The sequence below is a fragment of the Mycobacterium sp. genome, assembly GCF_019247635.1.
GTDB lineage: Bacteria > Actinomycetota > Actinomycetes > Mycobacteriales > Mycobacteriaceae > Mycobacterium.
In genome coordinates this window covers 1-16,750 of record NZ_JAFBAR010000085.1, presented here as the reverse complement: position 1 = coordinate 16,750, position 16,750 = coordinate 1, and the positions used below count along the sequence as shown (strand labels likewise).

The 16,750-nt window shown below is 65.7% G+C and carries 18 protein-coding genes; 10 read left to right on the top strand and 8 right to left on the bottom strand.

The window, feature by feature from the left end; translation table 11 throughout:
- Positions 1-29: 29 nt before the first annotated feature.
- On the bottom strand, positions 30-2,459 hold the full coding sequence (gene ponA2, locus JO236_RS13035; RefSeq protein WP_293330529.1) for a transglycosylase/D,D-transpeptidase PonA2: 2,430 nt from the start codon (positions 2,457-2,459) through the stop codon (positions 30-32).
- A 370-nt stretch (positions 2,460-2,829) separates the two neighbouring features.
- On the opposite strand from ponA2, the gene JO236_RS13030 reads away from it, so the two are divergent.
- Complete coding sequence (locus tag JO236_RS13030) at positions 2,830-3,180, top strand: WhiB family transcriptional regulator (RefSeq protein WP_293330526.1); 351 nt, start codon at positions 2,830-2,832, stop codon at positions 3,178-3,180.
- Between the two features lie 166 nt (positions 3,181-3,346).
- Here the strand turns inward: JO236_RS13030 and JO236_RS13025 are convergent, their stop codons facing one another.
- Together JO236_RS13025 and JO236_RS13020 are read right to left on the bottom strand one after the other, a co-directional pair.
- Positions 3,347-4,507 carry an ArsA family ATPase gene (locus tag JO236_RS13025; RefSeq protein ID WP_293330523.1) on the bottom strand — a complete coding sequence of 387 codons (1,161 nt, stop codon included), beginning with the start codon at positions 4,505-4,507 and terminating at the stop codon, positions 3,347-3,349.
- The gene (locus tag JO236_RS13020; RefSeq protein ID WP_293330520.1) at positions 4,504-5,529 is read right to left on the bottom strand and encodes an ArsA family ATPase; all 1,026 of its coding nucleotides are present in this window, start codon (positions 5,527-5,529) and stop codon (positions 4,504-4,506) included. Before JO236_RS13020 ends, JO236_RS13025 begins: the two co-directional genes overlap by 4 nt.
- An 89-nt stretch (positions 5,530-5,618) precedes the next feature.
- On the opposite strand from JO236_RS13020, the gene JO236_RS13015 reads away from it, so the two are divergent.
- Genes JO236_RS13015 through JO236_RS13005 form a run of 3 tightly spaced genes read left to right on the top strand, consistent with a single transcriptional unit; the run spans position 5,619 to position 7,038 of the window.
- A complete protein-coding gene (locus JO236_RS13015) occupies positions 5,619-5,780 on the top strand; it encodes a DUF4177 domain-containing protein (protein WP_011741883.1) in 162 nt (53 codons plus the stop codon).
- Positions 5,777-6,241, top strand: coding sequence for a RidA family protein (locus JO236_RS13010; RefSeq protein WP_293330508.1), 465 nt, complete (start codon positions 5,777-5,779; stop codon positions 6,239-6,241). The genes JO236_RS13015 and JO236_RS13010 overlap by 4 nt, the downstream gene beginning before the upstream one ends.
- A 5-nt stretch (positions 6,242-6,246) precedes the next feature.
- Positions 6,247-7,038, top strand: a complete 792-nt coding sequence (locus JO236_RS13005) for an MBL fold metallo-hydrolase (protein WP_293330505.1) — start codon at positions 6,247-6,249, stop codon at positions 7,036-7,038.
- A gap of 110 nt (positions 7,039-7,148) precedes the next feature.
- Here JO236_RS13005 and crp read toward each other — a convergent pair whose 3' ends face one another.
- Together crp and JO236_RS12995 are read right to left on the bottom strand one after the other, a co-directional pair.
- Positions 7,149-7,823, bottom strand: coding sequence for a cAMP-activated global transcriptional regulator CRP (gene crp / locus JO236_RS13000; protein WP_293330502.1), 675 nt, complete (start codon positions 7,821-7,823; stop codon positions 7,149-7,151).
- A 161-nt stretch (positions 7,824-7,984) separates the two neighbouring features.
- Positions 7,985-8,326 (bottom strand): hypothetical protein, encoded by a 342-nt coding sequence (locus tag JO236_RS12995; protein ID WP_293330499.1) that lies wholly within the window; start codon positions 8,324-8,326, stop codon positions 7,985-7,987.
- 116 nt (positions 8,327-8,442) lie between these two features.
- Between JO236_RS12995 and nth the strand changes: the two genes are divergently transcribed.
- The 4 genes from nth to marP are packed head-to-tail and all read left to right on the top strand — an operon-like array spanning position 8,443 to position 11,851.
- Entirely contained in the window at positions 8,443-9,180 is a 738-nt protein-coding gene (gene nth, locus JO236_RS12990; RefSeq protein ID WP_293330717.1) for an endonuclease III, read from the top strand.
- Positions 9,181-9,197: 17 nt separating this feature from the next.
- Positions 9,198-9,836, top strand: coding sequence for a TlpA family protein disulfide reductase (locus JO236_RS12985; RefSeq protein ID WP_293330496.1), 639 nt, complete (start codon positions 9,198-9,200; stop codon positions 9,834-9,836).
- A gap of 15 nt (positions 9,837-9,851) precedes the next feature.
- Complete coding sequence (locus tag JO236_RS12980; RefSeq protein ID WP_293330493.1) at positions 9,852-10,652, top strand: NUDIX hydrolase; 801 nt, start codon at positions 9,852-9,854, stop codon at positions 10,650-10,652.
- 5 nt (positions 10,653-10,657) lie between these two features.
- Positions 10,658-11,851, top strand: a complete 1,194-nt coding sequence (marP, locus tag JO236_RS12975) for an acid resistance serine protease MarP (protein ID WP_293330715.1) — start codon at positions 10,658-10,660, stop codon at positions 11,849-11,851.
- Here the strand turns inward: marP and JO236_RS12970 are convergent.
- Together JO236_RS12970 and JO236_RS12965 are read right to left on the bottom strand one after the other, a co-directional pair.
- A complete protein-coding gene (locus JO236_RS12970) occupies positions 11,844-12,809 on the bottom strand; it encodes an alpha/beta fold hydrolase (RefSeq protein WP_293330490.1) in 966 nt (321 codons plus the stop codon). The genes marP and JO236_RS12970 overlap by 8 nt on opposite strands.
- Positions 12,810-13,343 (bottom strand): phage holin family protein, encoded by a 534-nt coding sequence (locus tag JO236_RS12965; protein ID WP_293330487.1) that lies wholly within the window; start codon positions 13,341-13,343, stop codon positions 12,810-12,812.
- 140 nt (positions 13,344-13,483) lie between these two features.
- Here JO236_RS12965 and JO236_RS12960 point away from each other — a divergent pair, with 140 nt between their 5' ends.
- On the top strand, positions 13,484-14,182 hold the full coding sequence (locus JO236_RS12960) for a serine protease (RefSeq protein ID WP_293330484.1): 699 nt from the start codon (positions 13,484-13,486) through the stop codon (positions 14,180-14,182).
- A 15-nt stretch (positions 14,183-14,197) separates the two neighbouring features.
- Here the strand turns inward: JO236_RS12960 and acs are convergent, their stop codons facing one another.
- Positions 14,198-16,150, bottom strand: a complete 1,953-nt coding sequence (gene acs / locus JO236_RS12955; RefSeq protein WP_293330481.1) for an acetate--CoA ligase — start codon at positions 16,148-16,150, stop codon at positions 14,198-14,200.
- A gap of 88 nt (positions 16,151-16,238) precedes the next feature.
- Between acs and JO236_RS12950 the strand changes: the two genes are divergently transcribed.
- The gene (locus tag JO236_RS12950) at positions 16,239-16,748 is read left to right on the top strand and encodes a DUF4232 domain-containing protein (RefSeq protein ID WP_416362233.1); all 510 of its coding nucleotides are present in this window, start codon (positions 16,239-16,241) and stop codon (positions 16,746-16,748) included.
- The last annotated feature ends 2 nt before the right edge of the window (positions 16,749-16,750 follow it).

Here is a 16,750-nt window from a genome sequence, read left to right as displayed (position 1 = left end):
TGACCGCGCACTTCTTGTGCGACCTGTCACTACGGCGGTGCCGGCGCCGCCGGTGGCGGCGGTGCCAGCAGCGGAATGGTGATCGGCGGCAGGCCGGGAATTTCCACGACCTGCGATCCGATCGGCGGTGGCGGGCCGCCCTCCGGCGGCGGAGGCGGAGGCGGCGGGATGCCGTTGCTTATTTGAATCGTGATGATTGAGCCTGGAATTGTTTGCCCGCCGGGCGAAGTACCCACCACTTCGCCGTACTTGGCGGTGCTGTTGACCGCGTTCGGCTGGTCAGCGACCTGGAAACCGGCCTCTTTCAGGCGTTGGCGCGCGGCATCGATATCCAGCCCAGCGACGCTGGGAACGCGCGACGCGGGTGAGCCTTCAACGTAGCGGGGATCGGTGGGCGGCAATTTCACCTCGCCGAAGTTCGTGGCGATCGGCTTCATTGCGGTGAACCAGGTGCGAGCCGGCTCGTTGCCGCCGTACAGGTCGCCCTCGCCGCAGTGGCGCAACGGGCTGGAGCACAGATCCGTGGGGGTGGTGGAGTCGTCGTAGATGTAGTTGGCCGCCGCGTAGTGGCTGGTGAAACCGACGAACCCGGACGAGCGGTGCGCCTCGGTGGTGCCGGTCTTACCGGACACCGGCAGGTCCCAGCCGGCCGCGCCGGCCGAACCCGCTGCGGTGCCGCTGCCGAGTGCGTCCTTGCTCATCGCATTGGCGAGGGTGTTTGCCAGTCCCTCGGGCACCACCTGATCGCAGGTTTCGGTGGTGACGGCGACCTCGTTGCCGTTACGGTCGAAAAGCTTGTCAATGGGGTTCGGCGGGCACCACACCCCACCGGAGGCCAAAGTCGCCGCGACGTTGGACAGTTCCAGCGCATTGACCTCGATCGGACCGAGGGTGAACGAACCGATGTTCTGCCGTTTGACGAAGTCGGCGAGGCTCTCGTTGCTGTCGGGGTTGTAGTCGCGGGCGGTGCCGGGATCGGCGTAGGACCTGAGTCCCAGCCTGATCGCCATGTCCACCGTGCGTGTCACCCCGACCTGCTGGATCAGCTTGGCGAACGCGGTGTTGGGCGAAGTGGCGAGCGCATCCGTCACGTTCATCGACCCGCGGTAGGTGCCGGCGTTGATGACGCACCAGGTGTCCTTGGGACAGCCCTTGGCCCCGCCGCTGCCCATGCCCTTGGCCTGGAACCGGCCCGGCACCTCGAGCGTGGCGTTGATCCCCATGCCCATGTCCAGCGCCGCGGCGGTGGTGAAGATCTTGAAGACGGAGCCGGCGCCGTCGCCAACCAGTGAAAACGGCTGCGGCCGCATGGTTTCACCGGCGTCGATGTTCAGTCCGTAGGTTCGGTTGCTGGCCATGGCCATCACCTTGTGCGACGTCTTGCCCGGCTGGATCACGCTCATCACGCTGGAGATGCCTGCCAGGGTGGGACTGGCGAACTTGTCGATGGCCGCCTTGACCGGGACCTGTACGTCCGGGTCCAGCGTGGTGCGGATCAGGTAGCCGCCCTTGGCCAGCTGCTCCTTGCTGATCCCGGCGCGCGCCAAATACTCCTGGACGTAGTCGCAGAAGAAGGCGCGGTCACCGGCCGCGATGCAACCGCGCGGCAGCTCGTTGGGCTGCGGCAATATGCCCAGCGGCTGCGTCTTGGCGACGCGCAGCGCGTCGGCCTCCTGCGGGATGTTGTCGATCATGGTGTCCAGCACCAGGTTCCGCCGTGCCAACGCACCCTCGGGGTTGATGTACGGGTTTAGCGTGCTGGTGGACTGCACCATGCCGGCCAGCAGCGCAGCCTGCTGCCAGTTCAAGTCGGAGGCGTCCACGCCGAAGTAGGTCTGTGCCGCGTCCTGCACGCCGAACGAGTTGTTGCCGAAGGACACCAGGTTCAAATACCGGGTCAAGATCTCGGGCTTGGTGAATGTCTTGTCCAGCGTGAGCGCCATGCGGATCTCGCGCAGCTTGCGCGCCGGAGTCGTCTCGACGGCTGCGCGCTTCTCAGCATCGGTCTGAGCCGTCACCAGCAATTGGTAGTTCTTTATGTATTGCTGTTCGATCGTCGAACCGCCGCGGGTCTCCACGTCACCGGACGCATAGCCGGCCAATCCCGTCAGCGTGCCTTTCCAGTCCACACCGTTGTGCTCGGCGAACCGTTTGTCCTCGATCGAAACGATGGCCAGCTTCATCGTGTTGGCGATCTTGTCGCTGGGCACCTCGAACCGGCGCTGCGAGTACAGCCATGCGATGACGTTGCCTTTCGCATCGACCATCGTCGACACCGCAGGCACCTGGCCTTCGAGCAACTGGGCCGAGCCGTTAGCGACCACCTCGGAAGCGCGGTTGGACATCAGGCCGACGCCACCAGCGAGCGGAAACATCAGGGCGGTGACCACGACACTGGCCAATAGGCAGCACCCGGCAAGCTTGAGAACCGTGAGTACGGCCGGCGGGCGCTCGGACATGCGTACTACAGTAGCCACCTCGACCGACGTGGCCACGCCGTCCAGTCGCATAAGTAACCTCTAAAATCCTGGCCGGCCGCTGATCAGCGCGTTTCTCACCGTGCCGCCGTTATTTGGCGCCTGCATCACAGGTCAGGCCCATAAAACGGGTCCGAAGCCCCGGTCTCGAGCCCCGTCCAGACCAAAAGTCGGCACGCGCGTCCCAGAAAAAGCGTTATCAGACTGTTGCGCAATTGCTACCTGACCACCTAACTTAGACAGACAGTGAGATTCAGGTAACACCGATGTGCATAGTGTGGCGTACTTCTCAGCATCGGCTGGTACCCGAAGAGGGCGGTCGCCGTCGCGGCCGGAAGGAAGGGATCGGCTCGTGTCAGGAACACGACCTGCAGCGCGCAGAACGAACCTTGTTGCGGTTAACAGCAATCTTCGCGCCGTTGGAACCGAAGAACGGATCGCCTGGGTGTCCAAGGCCCTGTGCCGCACGACCGATCCGGATGAACTTTTTGTACGGGGAGCCGCTCAGCGCAAGGCCGCTGTGATCTGCCGTCACTGCCCCGTAATGGAGGAGTGCGGGGCGGACGCCCTGGACAACAAGGTCGAGTTCGGTGTGTGGGGTGGGATGACCGAACGTCAGCGCCGGGCGCTGCTCAAACAGCACCCCGAGGTCGTGTCTTGGTCGGCCTTCTTCGAAAGGCGCAAACAGCGCGGCATCAGCTGATTTGGCCGAGGACGGACGTTAGCTTCCGCAGGGGTGTAAACCTCAGGGTTTCCCTTCCTCCCAATTACGCGACCATTACAGCTCTTGCGATCTAAACGGCTGGTGTTCCTCAGCGGGCCGCTGCTCGGCCCGCATCGTCACCGACGGGATCGGATGCGCCGGCTCCTCAGCGGGCCGCTGCTCGGCCCGCATCGTCACCGACGGAAGTGATCTGGTCGGCGAGCGCGCGCAATGCCTCCATGTCAGACACGTCAAACGGCAGCGAAGGAACCCCGATGACCGGAACATTCGGGTTTGCACCGGTGAATCTGGACAACAGCCGGATTTCCCGCTTCGCGGTCTGGGCGCGGTCGGCATGTATCTGCAGCACGGCCGCCGCCAAAGCGGCCGCCGCATCGTCGCTGCTGTTGGCCTCTAACTTCTCGCTCGCGTCGATCGCCCGCTCGACCGGTAGCCCACAGAGCGTCGGGTGGGTGCGATTCAAGATTAGGCCGGCCAACGGCATACTCTCCTGCGACAGCCGGTCGACGAAGAACGCTGCTTCGCGCAGTGCGTCGGGTTCGGCTGCCGACACCACGACGAACTGGGTACCACGCCGCTTCAGCAGTGCGTAAGTGCGATCCGCCTTCTCACGGAAACCGCCGAACGTCGCGTCGAGGGACTGCACGAACGCCGCGGCGTCGCCAAGCATCTGCGAACCGAGCACGGTGGAAATCGCTTTCATCGCCAAACCCATTGCGCCAGTTACCAATCGACCGATACCTCGTCCAGGCGCCAATAGTAGCCGCCACAGTCGGCTGTCCATAAAGCTGCCCAGCCGTTTTGGCGCATCCAAGAAGTCCAGGGCGTTGCGCGACGGAGGCGTATCCACCACAACCAGGTCCCAGCGGTCCTCGGCGAGCAGCTGACCGAGCTTCTCCATCGCCATGTACTCTTGCGTTCCAGCGAGTGAAGTGGCCACTGTCTGGTAGAACTGATTGTCCAGAATCGATTGTGCCCGTTCAGATCCGGAGTACTGTAACACCATCTCGTCGAAGGTGCGACGCATGTCGAGCATCATCGCGTGTAGCTGGCCGGGGACCTCGGGGGCTAGCGGCACGCGCTGCGGAGTATTCCCAAGGTCGTTGACGCCCAACGCTTGTGCGAGCCGCTTGGCCGGGTCAATCGTCAAAACCACCACAGTGCGCCCATATTCGGCCGCACGCAACGCCATCGCAGCGGCGGTCGTCGTCTTTCCGACGCCTCCGGCGCCGCAGCACACCACGACGCGGTTGGATGTGTCAGCCAGAATCTCAGCCATGTCAAGGGTTTTCGGTGTTGTGCTCATCGAACACCCTGGTGTGCAAGTGATTCCGAGAGCTCGTAAAGGCTGCCGAGATCGACACCGTCGGAAATCGTCGGCAGTTCCAGTCGCGGTACGTGCAAGGCGTCGAGCTGCTGAGCAGTCTCGGTGCGCGCCGCGATGCGGGTGGCATGCTCGATGGTCTCTGTCAGCAGGCCGGCGAAGTCGACATCGGCGAGCTCGATCCCGACCTGCGCTAATCCGGCTCTCACCCCGTCGGCGTCCACATCGCCCTCTGCTGCCTTGGCTAGCTCCTTCGGTTCCAAGTAGGTACGCATGTTGCGATTCACGATCACACTGCCGATGGGCAGCTTCATTTCCGCGAGTTCATCAATCGCTTCCAGGGTTTCCTGCACCGGCAGAGCTTCCAGGAGGGTCACCAGGTGAATGACGGTCTGGTCGGAGTGCAGCAACTTGACCACACCCTCGGCCTGGGAATGCACCGGTCCGCCCTTTGCCAGATCGGAAACCGCCTTGGTGACATCGAGGAAGCGCGCGATGCGCCCCGTCGGGGGTGCATCGACGACGATCGCGTCATAGACCGGATTCTTGGCCCCCTTGTCCGTGCGTATCACCGTCTCCTTGATCTTGCCGGTGAGCAGCACGTCACGCAGACCGGGCGCAATCGTCGTCGCGAACTCGACCGCACCGATGCGCCCCATTGCTCGACCGGCCAGGCCCAGGTTATAGAACATGTCCAGGTATTCCAGGAACGCGGCCTCGATGTCGATCGCCAAGGCGTTGACCTGACCGCCGCGCTCGGCGGTGGCGATTTTCAGTTCTTTGTAGGGCAGCGGTGGGACGTCGAAGAGTTGCGCAATACCTTGGCGCCCTTCAACTTCGATCAGGAGGACCCTGCGACCGCCGGCCGCCAGCGTCAGCGCCAGCGCGGCCGCGATCGTCGACTTCCCGGTGCCGCCCTTACCGGTCACAAAATGCAAGCGCGCCTTCGATAGACGAGAGGGCCAGCCGACGGAACTGTTCCCGCTAGGTGTGGTTGCCACCACAGCATGCTATCTGGGCCGCTGTCTCCGTCGGGCGGCGTGGCCAGAGCCGTGCACGTCTCGGTCACAAGCTCCCAGATAAGCTCACATTTATGACCCAACCGACCACGTGGGAGTACGCCACGGTTCCGTTGCTGACGCACGCCACCAAACAGATCCTCGACCAGTGGGGCGCTGACGGTTGGGAGCTGGTGGCCGTTTTGCCTGGCCCCACCGGGGAACAACATGTCGCGTACCTGAAGCGACCGAAATGAGCGCTGGATCCATCAAGGCTCGGCTAGACCAATTGGGTATCGAGCTGCCGCAGGTGGCGCCTCCGCTGGCCTCGTACGTTCCCGCGGTTCACAGCGGAAACGTGGTCTACACGTCGGGCCAGTTGCCGTTCGTGGCCGGAAGGCTGGCGCGGACCGGCAAAGTAGGTGGCGCCGTCAGTCCGGAAGAGGGCAAGGCCTTGGCGCGGATCTGCACGCTCAACGCCTTGGCCGCGGTAGATGCCGTGGTGGGGATCGATGCGGTGACCCGGGTAGTCAAGGTCGCCGGATTTGTGGCCTCCGCGCCGGGATTCAACGGGCAGCCGAGCGTTGTCAACGGTGCCTCGGAGCTGCTCGGCGAGGTGTTCGGTGACAACGGCACGCACGCGCGTTCGGCTATCGGCGTGTCCGAGTTGCCCTTGGACGCGCCGGTGGAAGTCGAGTTGATCGTAAGGGTCGAGTGACGGCCGTGACAGCGGCTGCCGAGTCGCTGACCCACCCCGCCTACGGTCGGGTGCGGGCGGTAACCGACAGTGCGTCGGTGTTGTTGTGCGACAACCCCGGTTTGCTGACGCTGGAGGGCACCAACACGTGGGTGCTGCGCGGCAAGGGCAGCGACGAGTTGGTCGTGGTGGACCCCGGACCGGACGACGACGAGCACATCGGACGAATCGCCGCGCTGGGCCGTATAACCCTGGTGCTGATCAGCCACCGGCATGGCGACCATACCGACGGCATCGACAAGCTCGTCGAGCTGACGGGGGCGCCCGTGCGCTCGGCGGGCAGCGGCTTCTTGCGTGGTCTCAGCGGTGAGCTGATCGACGGTGAGGTGATCGATGCGGCCGGTCTGAAGATCAGGGTGATGGCGACCCCCGGCCACACCGCGGACTCGCTGTCGTTTGTGCTCGACGACGCCGTGTTGACGGCGGACACCGTGTTGGGCCGCGGCACCACCGTCATCGACAACGAGGACGGCAGCCTGGCCGATTACCTGGAGTCGCTACAGCGCTTACGCGGCCTGGGCAGCCGTGTCGTATTGCCCGGGCACGGGCCGGACCTGGACGACCTCGAATCGGTTACGGCGGAGTACCTGGCGCACCGGGAACAGCGGTTGGACCAGGTCCGGGTGGCGCTGCGGACGCTTGGTGACGACGCCAGTGCGCGGCAGATCGTCGAACACGTCTATGTCGACGTTGACGAGAAGCTCTGGGATGCGGCCGAATGGTCGGTGCAGGCGCAACTGGACTACCTGCGCCGCTGAACTCGCCGCGAGATTGCCGTGGTGGTCGTGGTCGGGGCCGCATGCACAGCCCTCACGGCAATCTCGGCGTCACGCTCGCTCGGTTGCGCCCGCGCTTACTGCGCCCGCGCTTACCTCGCTCGGCGGGCCAGGCGTTCGGAGTCCGAGATCAGCACGCTCTTGCCCTCCAGCCGGATCCAACCGCGGTGGGCGAAGTCGGCCAGCGCCTTATTGACGGTCTCCCGGGACGCGCCGACCAGCTGGGCGATCTCCTCCTGCGTCAGGTCGTGAGTGACCCGCATCGCGCCGCCTTCCTGGGTGCCGAAACGCTGCGCGAGCTGCAGCAGCTGCTTGGCCACCCGACCGGGCACGTCGGTAAAGATGAGGTCGGCCAGATTGTTGTTGGTGCGACGCAGCCGTCGGGCCAGGACCCGCAGCAGCTGCTCGGCGATCTCGGGGCGATCGGCGATCCACGCGCGCAGCGCGTCGCGATCCATCGACACCGCGCGCACCTCGGTGATGGTGGTGGCGCTGGACGTCCGCGGTCCCGGGTCGAAGATCGAGAGCTCACCGAACATGTCGGACGGCCCCATGATGGTCAGCAGATTCTCCCGGCCGTCCGGCGAGCGGCGACCGATCTTCACCTTCCCCGCGATGATGATGTACAGGCGGTCGCCGGGCTCGCCTTCGGCGAATACCGTGTGTCCGCGAGGGAAGTCGACGGGTTGCAGCTGTTTTGTCAGGGCCGCGACCGCGTTGGGTTCAACCCCCTGGAAGATTCCTGCCCTTGCCAGGATCTCGTCCACGTTGCCTCTTCAGCTTTCCAACGATGTGATAGATGTGATACCGGCAGGCCAACCTATTGAAGGTGACACGAGTCTAAAGGTAGGCCAATTAGCTCGACCTGCCAACGCTACACACGATTGATGTATCGAGTCGCCGTAAACTGCGGATTCCCTCCAGAACCCTAGGGCATTCGCGTCGGCAGGCCGCCCGTGCGGGGTGCAGCGAACTGCGCGGCAACGAACGGATCGGCGTGATGTCTCCCGCTCCTGGGCCCTGGCAGCGGGGCCGAGGCGAGTCGCTGGGCCTGACGTCTGTGCAGATTGTCCAATGCCTCCGGCATGCCCGCTCGGGCCAGTGTGCGCATGTCCACGGCTTCGGCGTGCTCGAGGAATTCGGCGACGTCCGTCGGTGTGACGGTGTTGTGGGACAACTCCTTTTCCAGCCGTCCCAACCCGAGCGTCGCCAGCATCAGCAACCCGGGAACGCAGGCCACCAGCAACCACGACACATGGAGAGTAAACATGGCCTTGAATCAACACGAGGTCTCAGTGAGATCACGAAATCAGTACTCTGTCGTAGGTGACGGTGGCCAAGTCGAGCGGGCGCTCTAAGTCGATATCGGACACGCCTGGGGTCAAGATCACCGCGCGCTGGTCCAAGGAGACCCACACCGGCCTGGTGCGCCGGGCACGCCGGATGAATCGCACACTGGCGCAAGCGTTTCCGCATGTTTACTGCGAGTTGGATTTCACGTCGCCGCTGGAGCTGACTGTGGCCACCATTCTTTCGGCGCAGAGCACCGACAAGCGGGTGAATTTGACGACGCCCGCGCTGTTCGCGAGATACCGCACCGCGCTGGACTACGCGAAGGCGGACCGTGAAGAACTGGAGACGCTGATCCGTCCCACCGGTTTCTTCCGTAATAAGGCGACCGCGCTCATCGGCCTGGGCCAAGCCCTTGTCGAGAGGTTCGACGGCGAGGTGCCCAACACCATGGAACAGCTGGTGACGCTGCCGGGGGTGGGCCGCAAGACCGCCAACGTCATTTTGGGCAATGCCTTCGACATTCCCGGAATCACCGTCGACACCCACGTCGGACGATTGGTCCGGCGGTGGCGATGGACCGCCGAGGAGGACCCGGTCAAAGTGGAGCAGGCGGTGGGTGAACTTATCGAACGCAAGGAGTGGACCTTGCTGAGTCATCGAATAATTTTCCACGGCCGCAGGGTGTGCCACGCTCGCAAACCCGCGTGCGGTGTCTGTGTGCTGGCCAAGGACTGCCCGTCTTTCGGTCTCGGTCCCACTGAAGCGCTGCTCGCCGCGCCTCTCGTCCAGGGCCCGGAGACCGAGCACCTGCTGGCCCTGGCCGGGCTCTAACAGCGGGACGGTAAAGCTTGACCGCGAGGACCCGCTGGACCGTCGCGGTCCTGGCGGTGGTGGTCGCCTTGATCGTGGCGCTGGCGGCTCAGCTGCGCGACGATGCCGGGATTTTCGGGACCACTGGTCCCTCACCGCCCACCGCCCGCGGGCATCGCGACTTCGACACCTCGGCGGCGCTGGAGGCGCCTCGGCAGCGCGCTAACCTGCCGTCGTGTCCCGGCGCTGGTAACGGACCCGGCCCTGCGGTATTGATCGGCGTGGTCGTGGAATGCGCCGCGGACGGCTCGGCCGTGGATGTCGCGAGCGCGCTGGCCGGACGCCGGGTGGTGCTCAACTTGTGGGCGTACTGGTGTACGGCCTGCACGGCCGAATTACCCGCGATGGCGGAGTATCAGCGTCGGGTGGGCTCTGACGCGATGGTGCTGACCGTACACCAGGACGAGAACGAGGAGGCGGCACTGCTTCGCCTGGCGGACCTCAATGTTCGCTTGCCGACGTTGCAGGATGGTCGCCGTTTGGTGGCCGCAGCACTACGGGTGCCAAATGTGATGCCCGCGACGGTGGTGCTGCGGTCGGACGGTAGCGTTGCCCGAATCCTGCCGCGGGATTTCGCCGATGCCGACGAGGTCGCGGCTGCGGTAGAAGCGCAATAGGAAGTGACGCGGAAAATGAGCGCCGCGCAGCGGCCTGGACGCGAGGGAGGCGCCGTGAGTACCGCTGTACCCCTGACGCCTGACCTGGGCCCGTCCTGGTTGCGTCCGCTGGTCGACAACATCGGCGAAATACCGGACGCGTACCGGCGTCGGCTGCCGGCCGACGTGCTGGCGATGGTGACCGCGGCTCGCGCTCTGTCATCGGTCCGCCGCAGCGATCGAGAGGCCGCGGTGCTGGTGCTGTTCTCCGGACCCGAGTCCGGTCCGACCGACGGCAGCCTGCCCGACGATGTCGACCTGCTGCTGACCGTGCGGGCCTCGACATTGCGCCACCACGCCGGCCAGGCGGCCTTCCCGGGGGGCGCGTCAGATCCCGGCGACGACGGGCCGGTGGCCACCGCCTTCCGCGAAGCCCACGAAGAAACGGGCATCGACCTGTCTCGGCTGCGTCCGCTTGCCACGATGGAACGGACGTTCATCGCGCCGTCGCGGTTCCATGTCGTCCCGGTGTTGGCCTACTCGTCGGATCCCGGTCCGGTGTACGTCGTCAACGAGGCGGAAACGGCGATAGTAGCGCGGGTTCCGGTGCGCGCCTTCGTCAATCCGGACAACCGGATGATGGTGTACCGCGGCGACCTCGGCAGCCGCTGGGCCGGCCCGGCGTTTCTGTTGAACCAGATGCTGGTTTGGGGATTCACCGGCCAGGTGATTTCCGCGGTGCTCGACGTCGCGGGCTGGGCAAAGCCCTGGGACGCCACCGATCTTCGCGAACTCGACGAGGCGATGGTGCTGGTCGGTAAGGGTGAGCCGCGATGAATTCGATGGCCCCGTCGCAGTGGCTGGATATTGCGGTGCTGGCGGTCGCCTTCATCGCAGCCATCTCGGGTTGGCGTTCGGGTGCGCTGGGTTCGCTGCTGTCGTTCGTCGGTGTGCTGCTCGGCGCGGTGGCCGGTGTGCTGCTGGCCCCGCACATCGTTGCCCACATCGCGGCGCCACGCGCCAAACTGTTCACCGCGCTGTTCCTGATCCTCGCGCTGGTCGTGGTGGGTGAGGTGGCCGGAGTGGTGCTGGGACGGGCGGTGCGCAGCGCGATCCGCAATCGCTCGGTTCGCACCATCGACTCGGTTATCGGGGTGGCGGTGCAGCTCGTCGTGGTCCTGACCGCGGCGTGGCTGTTGGCAACGCCGTTGACACAATCGAAGGACCAACCCGAATTGGCTTCCGCGGTAAAGGGTTCACGCGTGCTGGCTCAGGTCAACGAGGTTGCGCCGCCGTGGCTGAAGACGGTGCCCAAACGGCTCTCGGCGCTGCTGAACACCTCCGGGCTGCCCGCCGTGCTGGAGCCGTTCAGTCGCACCCCGGTGATCCCGGTCGCCTCACCGGACCCGGCGCTGGCCAACAACCCGGTGGTGAACGCCACCGCGCCCAGCGTCGTCAAGGTCCGCAGCCTGGCGCCCAGCTGTCAGAAAGTGTTGGAGGGCAGCGGATTTGTGGTGGCACAGGACCGGGTGATGACCAACGCGCACGTAGTGGCCGGGTCCGGCAGCGTCCAGGTGTTCGCCAGCGGCAAGCCTTTTGACGCCACGGTGGTGTCCTACGACCCGTCGGTGGACATCGCGATCCTGGCCGTCCCGAACTTGCCGCCACCGCCGCTGGTGTTCGCCGAGACCGAGGCGAAATCGGGTGCCAACGTGGTGGTGCTCGGTTACCCCGGCGGCGGCAACTTCACGGCGACCCCGGCCCGGATTCGCGAGGCCATCAAACTCAGCGGCCCCGACATCTACCGCGACGCGGCGCCGGTAACCCGCGACGTGTACACCATCAGAGCCAATGTGGAGCAAGGCAATTCGGGCGGGCCGTTGATCGACATGAACGGCAAGGTGCTCGGCGTGGTGTTCGGCGCGGCCGTCGACGACGCGGATACCGGTTTCGTGCTGACCGCCGGCGAGGTGTCCAGCCAGATGTCCCGAATCGGCGCTACCCAGGCGGTGGGTACGGGGGCCTGCGTCAGCTGACTCGGGGTCCGTGCACCTGTTCGAGGAACCGCCTCAGGTGCTTGTTGATTTCGCCCGGCGCCTCTTCGTGGCTGAAATGTCCTGCGCCGGCGACAGATACGTAGCGTCCGTGCGGCGCGTAGCGCTGAGTCCGCTCGACCGGTGCGGCCAGCACGTACGGATCAGCGTCCCCACGCAGGTGCAGCAGCGGGACGGCCAGTTGCTGGGACATCGATCTCATGAAGCGACGGCCTTCGTCGCGCAGCTGGCTGCGCGCCGCCCAACGCTGGTACTCCAGCGCGCAGTGCGCCGCCCCCGGAATCTGGATCGCCTGACGCAGGTGGCCAATGGTGGCCGAGAAATCCTCGGAGGCAACCCATTTGGCGCTGCTCCGGTTGCGGACCAGGCGCTCGATCTCCTCCGCATTGTGGCGAGTCAGCAAGCGTTCGGGCCAGATTGGCAACTGGTACCGCAACAACGTGGGCAGCAATGCGCGACCTTGATCGCGGCGCATCAGCGTTGCGTGTCGCAGTGCGGCCGGATGCGGCGAGCTGATCAAGGCGATGGCACGCACCAGCCGCGGATGCATGAGTGCGGTGGTCCAGCAGGCCAACCCACCATCGGCATGGCCGACCAGCGTCGCCGACGAGTGTCCGAGCGCGCGAATGAGCCCGGCGGTGTCGCCGGCCAGTGTCCAGCCGTCGTACCCGCGAGGAGGTTTGTCGCTGCCACCGTAGCCGCGCAGGTCGACCGCGACCATCCGCGCCCCGCCCAGCCCGCGCAGCTGATGACGCCAGGACAACCAGAAGGAAGCGAATCCGTGCAGCAGGATCACCAACGGCCGTGCCGTGGCCGGAGTGGTTTCGTCGGGGGCATCTGGAAGTGCCTCGACGACGTGGAACCGGATGCCGTTGGCATGCACGTCCAGATGGCGCCATGGCCCGGCGATCCGGGTCACGGACGGATCTGGTGCTGCCATCTACCAACCCGAGGGATCAGCGGGCGCCGTGGCTTCGGCCGGGGAGGAGGACTCGGCCGAGATGGCTTTGGCAGTCGGTACCTTGTCGTGGCCCGGGGTCAGCGCGGTGCGCGTCTCCTTGACCGACTCGATGGTCTCCCGTGGGCCACGGATCCGACGGACCTTCAGGTAACCCAGCAGGCCCAGCACGGCGGTGACCACGACCATGATGCCGAAGACGATGAGGTACGCCGCCCAGCGCCACAGCCAGATTTCGAGCAGTTCGGCGACAAAGAAGAACAGGAAGAAGGTGGAGTAGAACAGCACCACCAGCGCGGCGATGAAGTACACGCTGCCGGTGAGGCCCTTTTTGATGTCACGGGTGACCTCGGCCCTGGCAAGCTCGACCTCGGCACGCACCAGAGTTGACGCCTGGGTGGTGGCGTCCTTGATCAGCTCACCGATCGAGGGCTCGCCGGCCCGGGCATGCGGATCGGTCAGCGGGATCGTGGTCAAGGTGCTCGGTACGCCGTTCGTGCGATCAGCTTTGCTCACAGAGGTCCTCTCCCTTTCATCGTCGCGGTTTATGTTGCCATGCGCGGCGGTGCGGTACGAGGTCAGTTTCCGCCCGGACCGTAGACTGACGGATCTGTTCTCTGACCCCCGCTTTGACCCACTTCGACAGGAGTACTGCCTTGCAGTGGGCACACCGGTGCTTTGCGGCGGTGATGGTGGCCGCCCTCCACGCCCTGGTGGGTTTGCCCGCCGAAACGGCGGCGGCCGACGACAGGCTGCCGATGGGTGGCGGCGCGGGGATCGTCATCAACGGCGACACGATGTGCACCCTGACCACCATTGGGACCGACACCGCGGGGGAGTTGATCGGCTTCACCAGCGCACACTGCGGAGGTCCGGGCGCACAGGTCGCCGCCGAGGCCGCGCAGGCCAGGGGCACGCTGGGCACCATGGTCGCCGGCAACGACAACCTGGACTATGCGGTCATCAAGTTCGACCCGGCCAAGGTGGCGCCGGTGGCCAACTACAACGGCTTTGTGATCAACGGGGTTGGTCCCGATCCGACGTTCGGCGCGGTCGCGTGCAAGCAGGGCCGCACCACCGGCAATTCGTGCGGCGTGACGTGGGGGATGGGCCAGACGCCGGGGACCATCCTCATGCAGGTCTGCGGGCGACCGGGTGACTCCGGTGCACCGGTGACGGTGGATAACCTGCTGGTCGGCATGATCCACGGCGCCTTCAGCGACAACCTGCCGGAGTGCGTCATCAAATACATCCCCCTGCACACCCCGGCCGTGGTGATGGACTTCAACGCCATCCTGGCCGACGTCAACGCCAAGAACCGGCCAGGCGCGGGATTCGTACCGGTGCCGGCCTGAGCCGGCGGCCGGTCGCTACTTGGCGTTGCGGATCGCGTCGAACACGCTGGCGTCGACCAGCGTTGAGGTGTCACCCAGCTCGCGTTTTTCGGCGACGTCGCGCAGTAGCCTGCGCATGATCTTGCCGCTGCGGGTCTTGGGCAACTCGGGCACCACGTGGACCTCGCGTGGCTTGGCGATCGGCGAAATCTCCCGGGCCACCTCGCCGCGCAGTTCGTCGATGGTGCCGTCGTGTACCTGGTAGTTGCCCCGAAGGACGACGAACGCGCAGATCGCCTGACCGCTGATCTCATCGGTGACGCCGACCACCGCGGCCTCGGCGACCGCGGAGTGCCCGACGAGCGCCGACTCCACCTCGGCGGTGGAGATCCGGTGCCCGGCCACGTTCATCACGTCGTCGATGCGGCCTAGCACCCAGATGGCGCCGTCGGGGTCGAAGCGGGCGCCGTCGCCGGCGAAGTAATAGCCCTGCTCGGCGAACTTGGACCAGTAGGTGTTTCGGTAGCGTTCGGGGTCGCCCCAGATACCACGCAGCATGGACGGCCAGGGCTGGTCCAGGACGAGGTACCCGGTGGCATGCGTCTCGCCCTCGGCGTCGGCGGGCAGTGGCTCGCCGTGGTCGTCGACGATCTTGGCCGAGATTCCGGGCAGAGGGGTCATCGCCGAACCCGGTTTGGCGGCGGTGACTCCGGGCAGCGGCGAGATCATCGCCGAGCCCGTCTCGGTCTGCCACCAGGTGTCCACGACCGGGACGCGGTTCCCGCCGATCGCGTCGCGGTACCAGCGCCACGCCTCGGGGTTGATGGGCTCACCGACCGACCCGATCAGCCGAAGACTGGACAGGTCGTGGGCGTCGGGTATTTCGCGGCCCCATTTCATGAACGTCCGGATCATGGTAGGTGCCGTGTAATAGATTGTGACGCCGTATCGTTCGATGATCTGGAAATGCCGGTGCTCGTCGGGTGTGTTGGGCGTTCCCTCGTAGAGGACTTCGGTGACGCCGTTGGACAACGGCCCGTACACGCCATAGGTGTGGCCGGTGACCCAGCCGATATCGGCGGTGCACCAGAACACGTCGCGCTCCGGTTTGACGTCGAAAATGGCGTGCATGGTGTAGGAGGCCTGGGTCAGGTAGCCGCCGCTGGTGTGCATGATGCCCTTGGGCTTGCCGGTGGTGCCCGACGTGTAAAGCAGGAAGAGCGGGTGTTCGGCGTCGAAGGCCTCCGCGGTGTGCTCGGGGGAGGCCGAGTCCACGACATCGTGCCACCACACGTCGCGGTCGTCGTTCCAGGTCACGTCAATCCCGGTGCGCCGCACCACCAGAACGTGTTCGATCGGGCTCTCCGGATCGGAAACCGCGTCGTCGGCCGCGTCCTTGAGGGGAGCCGGCTTGCCACGCCGGAATTGTCCGTCGGCGGTGATCAGCAACTTGGCCTGGGCATCGGCGATCCGGGCGCGAAGCGCATGGGCGGTGAACCCGCCGAAGACCACGCTGTGCATGACCCCCAACCGTGCGCAGGCCAGCATGGCGATCACGGCCTCGGGGATCAACGGCAGGTAGATGGCGACACGGTCACCGGGCACCAGCCCGAGGTCGGTCAACGCGTTGGACGCCTTGCAAACCTCGTTCTGCAGGTCGGAATACGTCAGTGTGCGGCGGTCGCCTTCGGGCTCGCCCTCCCAGTTGATGGCGACCCGGTCACCGTGGCCGGCCTCGACGTGGCGGTCCACGCAGTTGTACGCGACGTTGAGCTTGCCGCCGACGAACCACTTGGCGAAAGGCGCCTCCGACCAATCCAGGACTTCGGTGAACGGTGTCGCCCATGAAAGCCGGTCGGCTTGCTTGCCCCAGAATGCCAGCCGGTCTGCCTCGGCCTCGCGGTAGTGCTCGGCGTCGGCATTGGCCTGCTGGGTGAAGTGTTCGGGGGGTGGGTACGACGAGGGGTGTTCGGTTGTGGTCTCGGTCACGCGTGTGAGCCTAGTCCCTGCGGCGGGGCATACGTGCGCCTGCGTTTTGCCGTCACCAGGGGTCCACCTTCCGGATATTTTCTTACCTATGAGGCTTGCTGTGTTCGCAATCGCCGCGGCGGTTGTCGCGGTGCCGGCCGCACCGGCGATGGCGGACCCTGCACCGGCGCCGTGCGCGGCGGATCAGCTCGTGGTTACCGCGTCGGGGACCGAGGGCGGGGTCGGCCACCGCGCTCTGAGCTTGATGTTCGCGCTGGCCGACGGGGCCGCGCCGTGCACGCTGAGGGGCTATCCCGGGGTCGATTCGGGTGGCGGCAGCCACTCGATTCATGCCCGGCCCACACTGCGCGGCTATCTGGGCGGGCTGCCGAGCACCGTGACCACCCCGCCAACCGTCACCGTGTCGCCGTCGCACCGAGCGCAGTCGGTGGTGGAGGGCACGGCCGTCGACGCTACCGGCAATGCATGCACCGCCTACACAGACCTGACCGTCAACCCACCGGGCACTATCGCGACTGTCACCGTGCCGGCGACCATCGACGCCTGCGACCTGCAGGTGCACCCCGTCACGGACGCGCCCGTGGAACCCGGCGCGTAGCG

Coding starts and splice junctions, on each gene's coding strand:
- JO236_RS13010 (WP_293330508.1), top strand. CDS start 5,777: ATGAGCGCTGGATCCATCAAGGCTCGGCTAGACCAATTGGGTATCGAG.
- JO236_RS13015 (WP_011741883.1), top strand. CDS start 5,619: ATGACCCAACCGACCACGTGGGAGTACGCCACGGTTCCGTTGCTGACG.
- JO236_RS12950 (WP_416362233.1), top strand. CDS start 16,239: ATGAGGCTTGCTGTGTTCGCAATCGCCGCGGCGGTTGTCGCGGTGCCG.
- JO236_RS13025 (WP_293330523.1), bottom strand. CDS start 4,507: ATGAGCACAACACCGAAAACCCTTGACATGGCTGAGATTCTGGCTGAC.
- JO236_RS12970 (WP_293330490.1), bottom strand. CDS start 12,809: ATGGCAGCACCAGATCCGTCCGTGACCCGGATCGCCGGGCCATGGCGC.
- JO236_RS12980 (WP_293330493.1), top strand. CDS start 9,852: ATGAGCGCCGCGCAGCGGCCTGGACGCGAGGGAGGCGCCGTGAGTACC.
- ponA2 (WP_293330529.1), bottom strand. CDS start 2,459: ATGTCCGAGCGCCCGCCGGCCGTACTCACGGTTCTCAAGCTTGCCGGG.
- JO236_RS12995 (WP_293330499.1), bottom strand. CDS start 8,326: ATGTTTACTCTCCATGTGTCGTGGTTGCTGGTGGCCTGCGTTCCCGGG.
- marP (WP_293330715.1), top strand. CDS start 10,658: ATGGCCCCGTCGCAGTGGCTGGATATTGCGGTGCTGGCGGTCGCCTTC.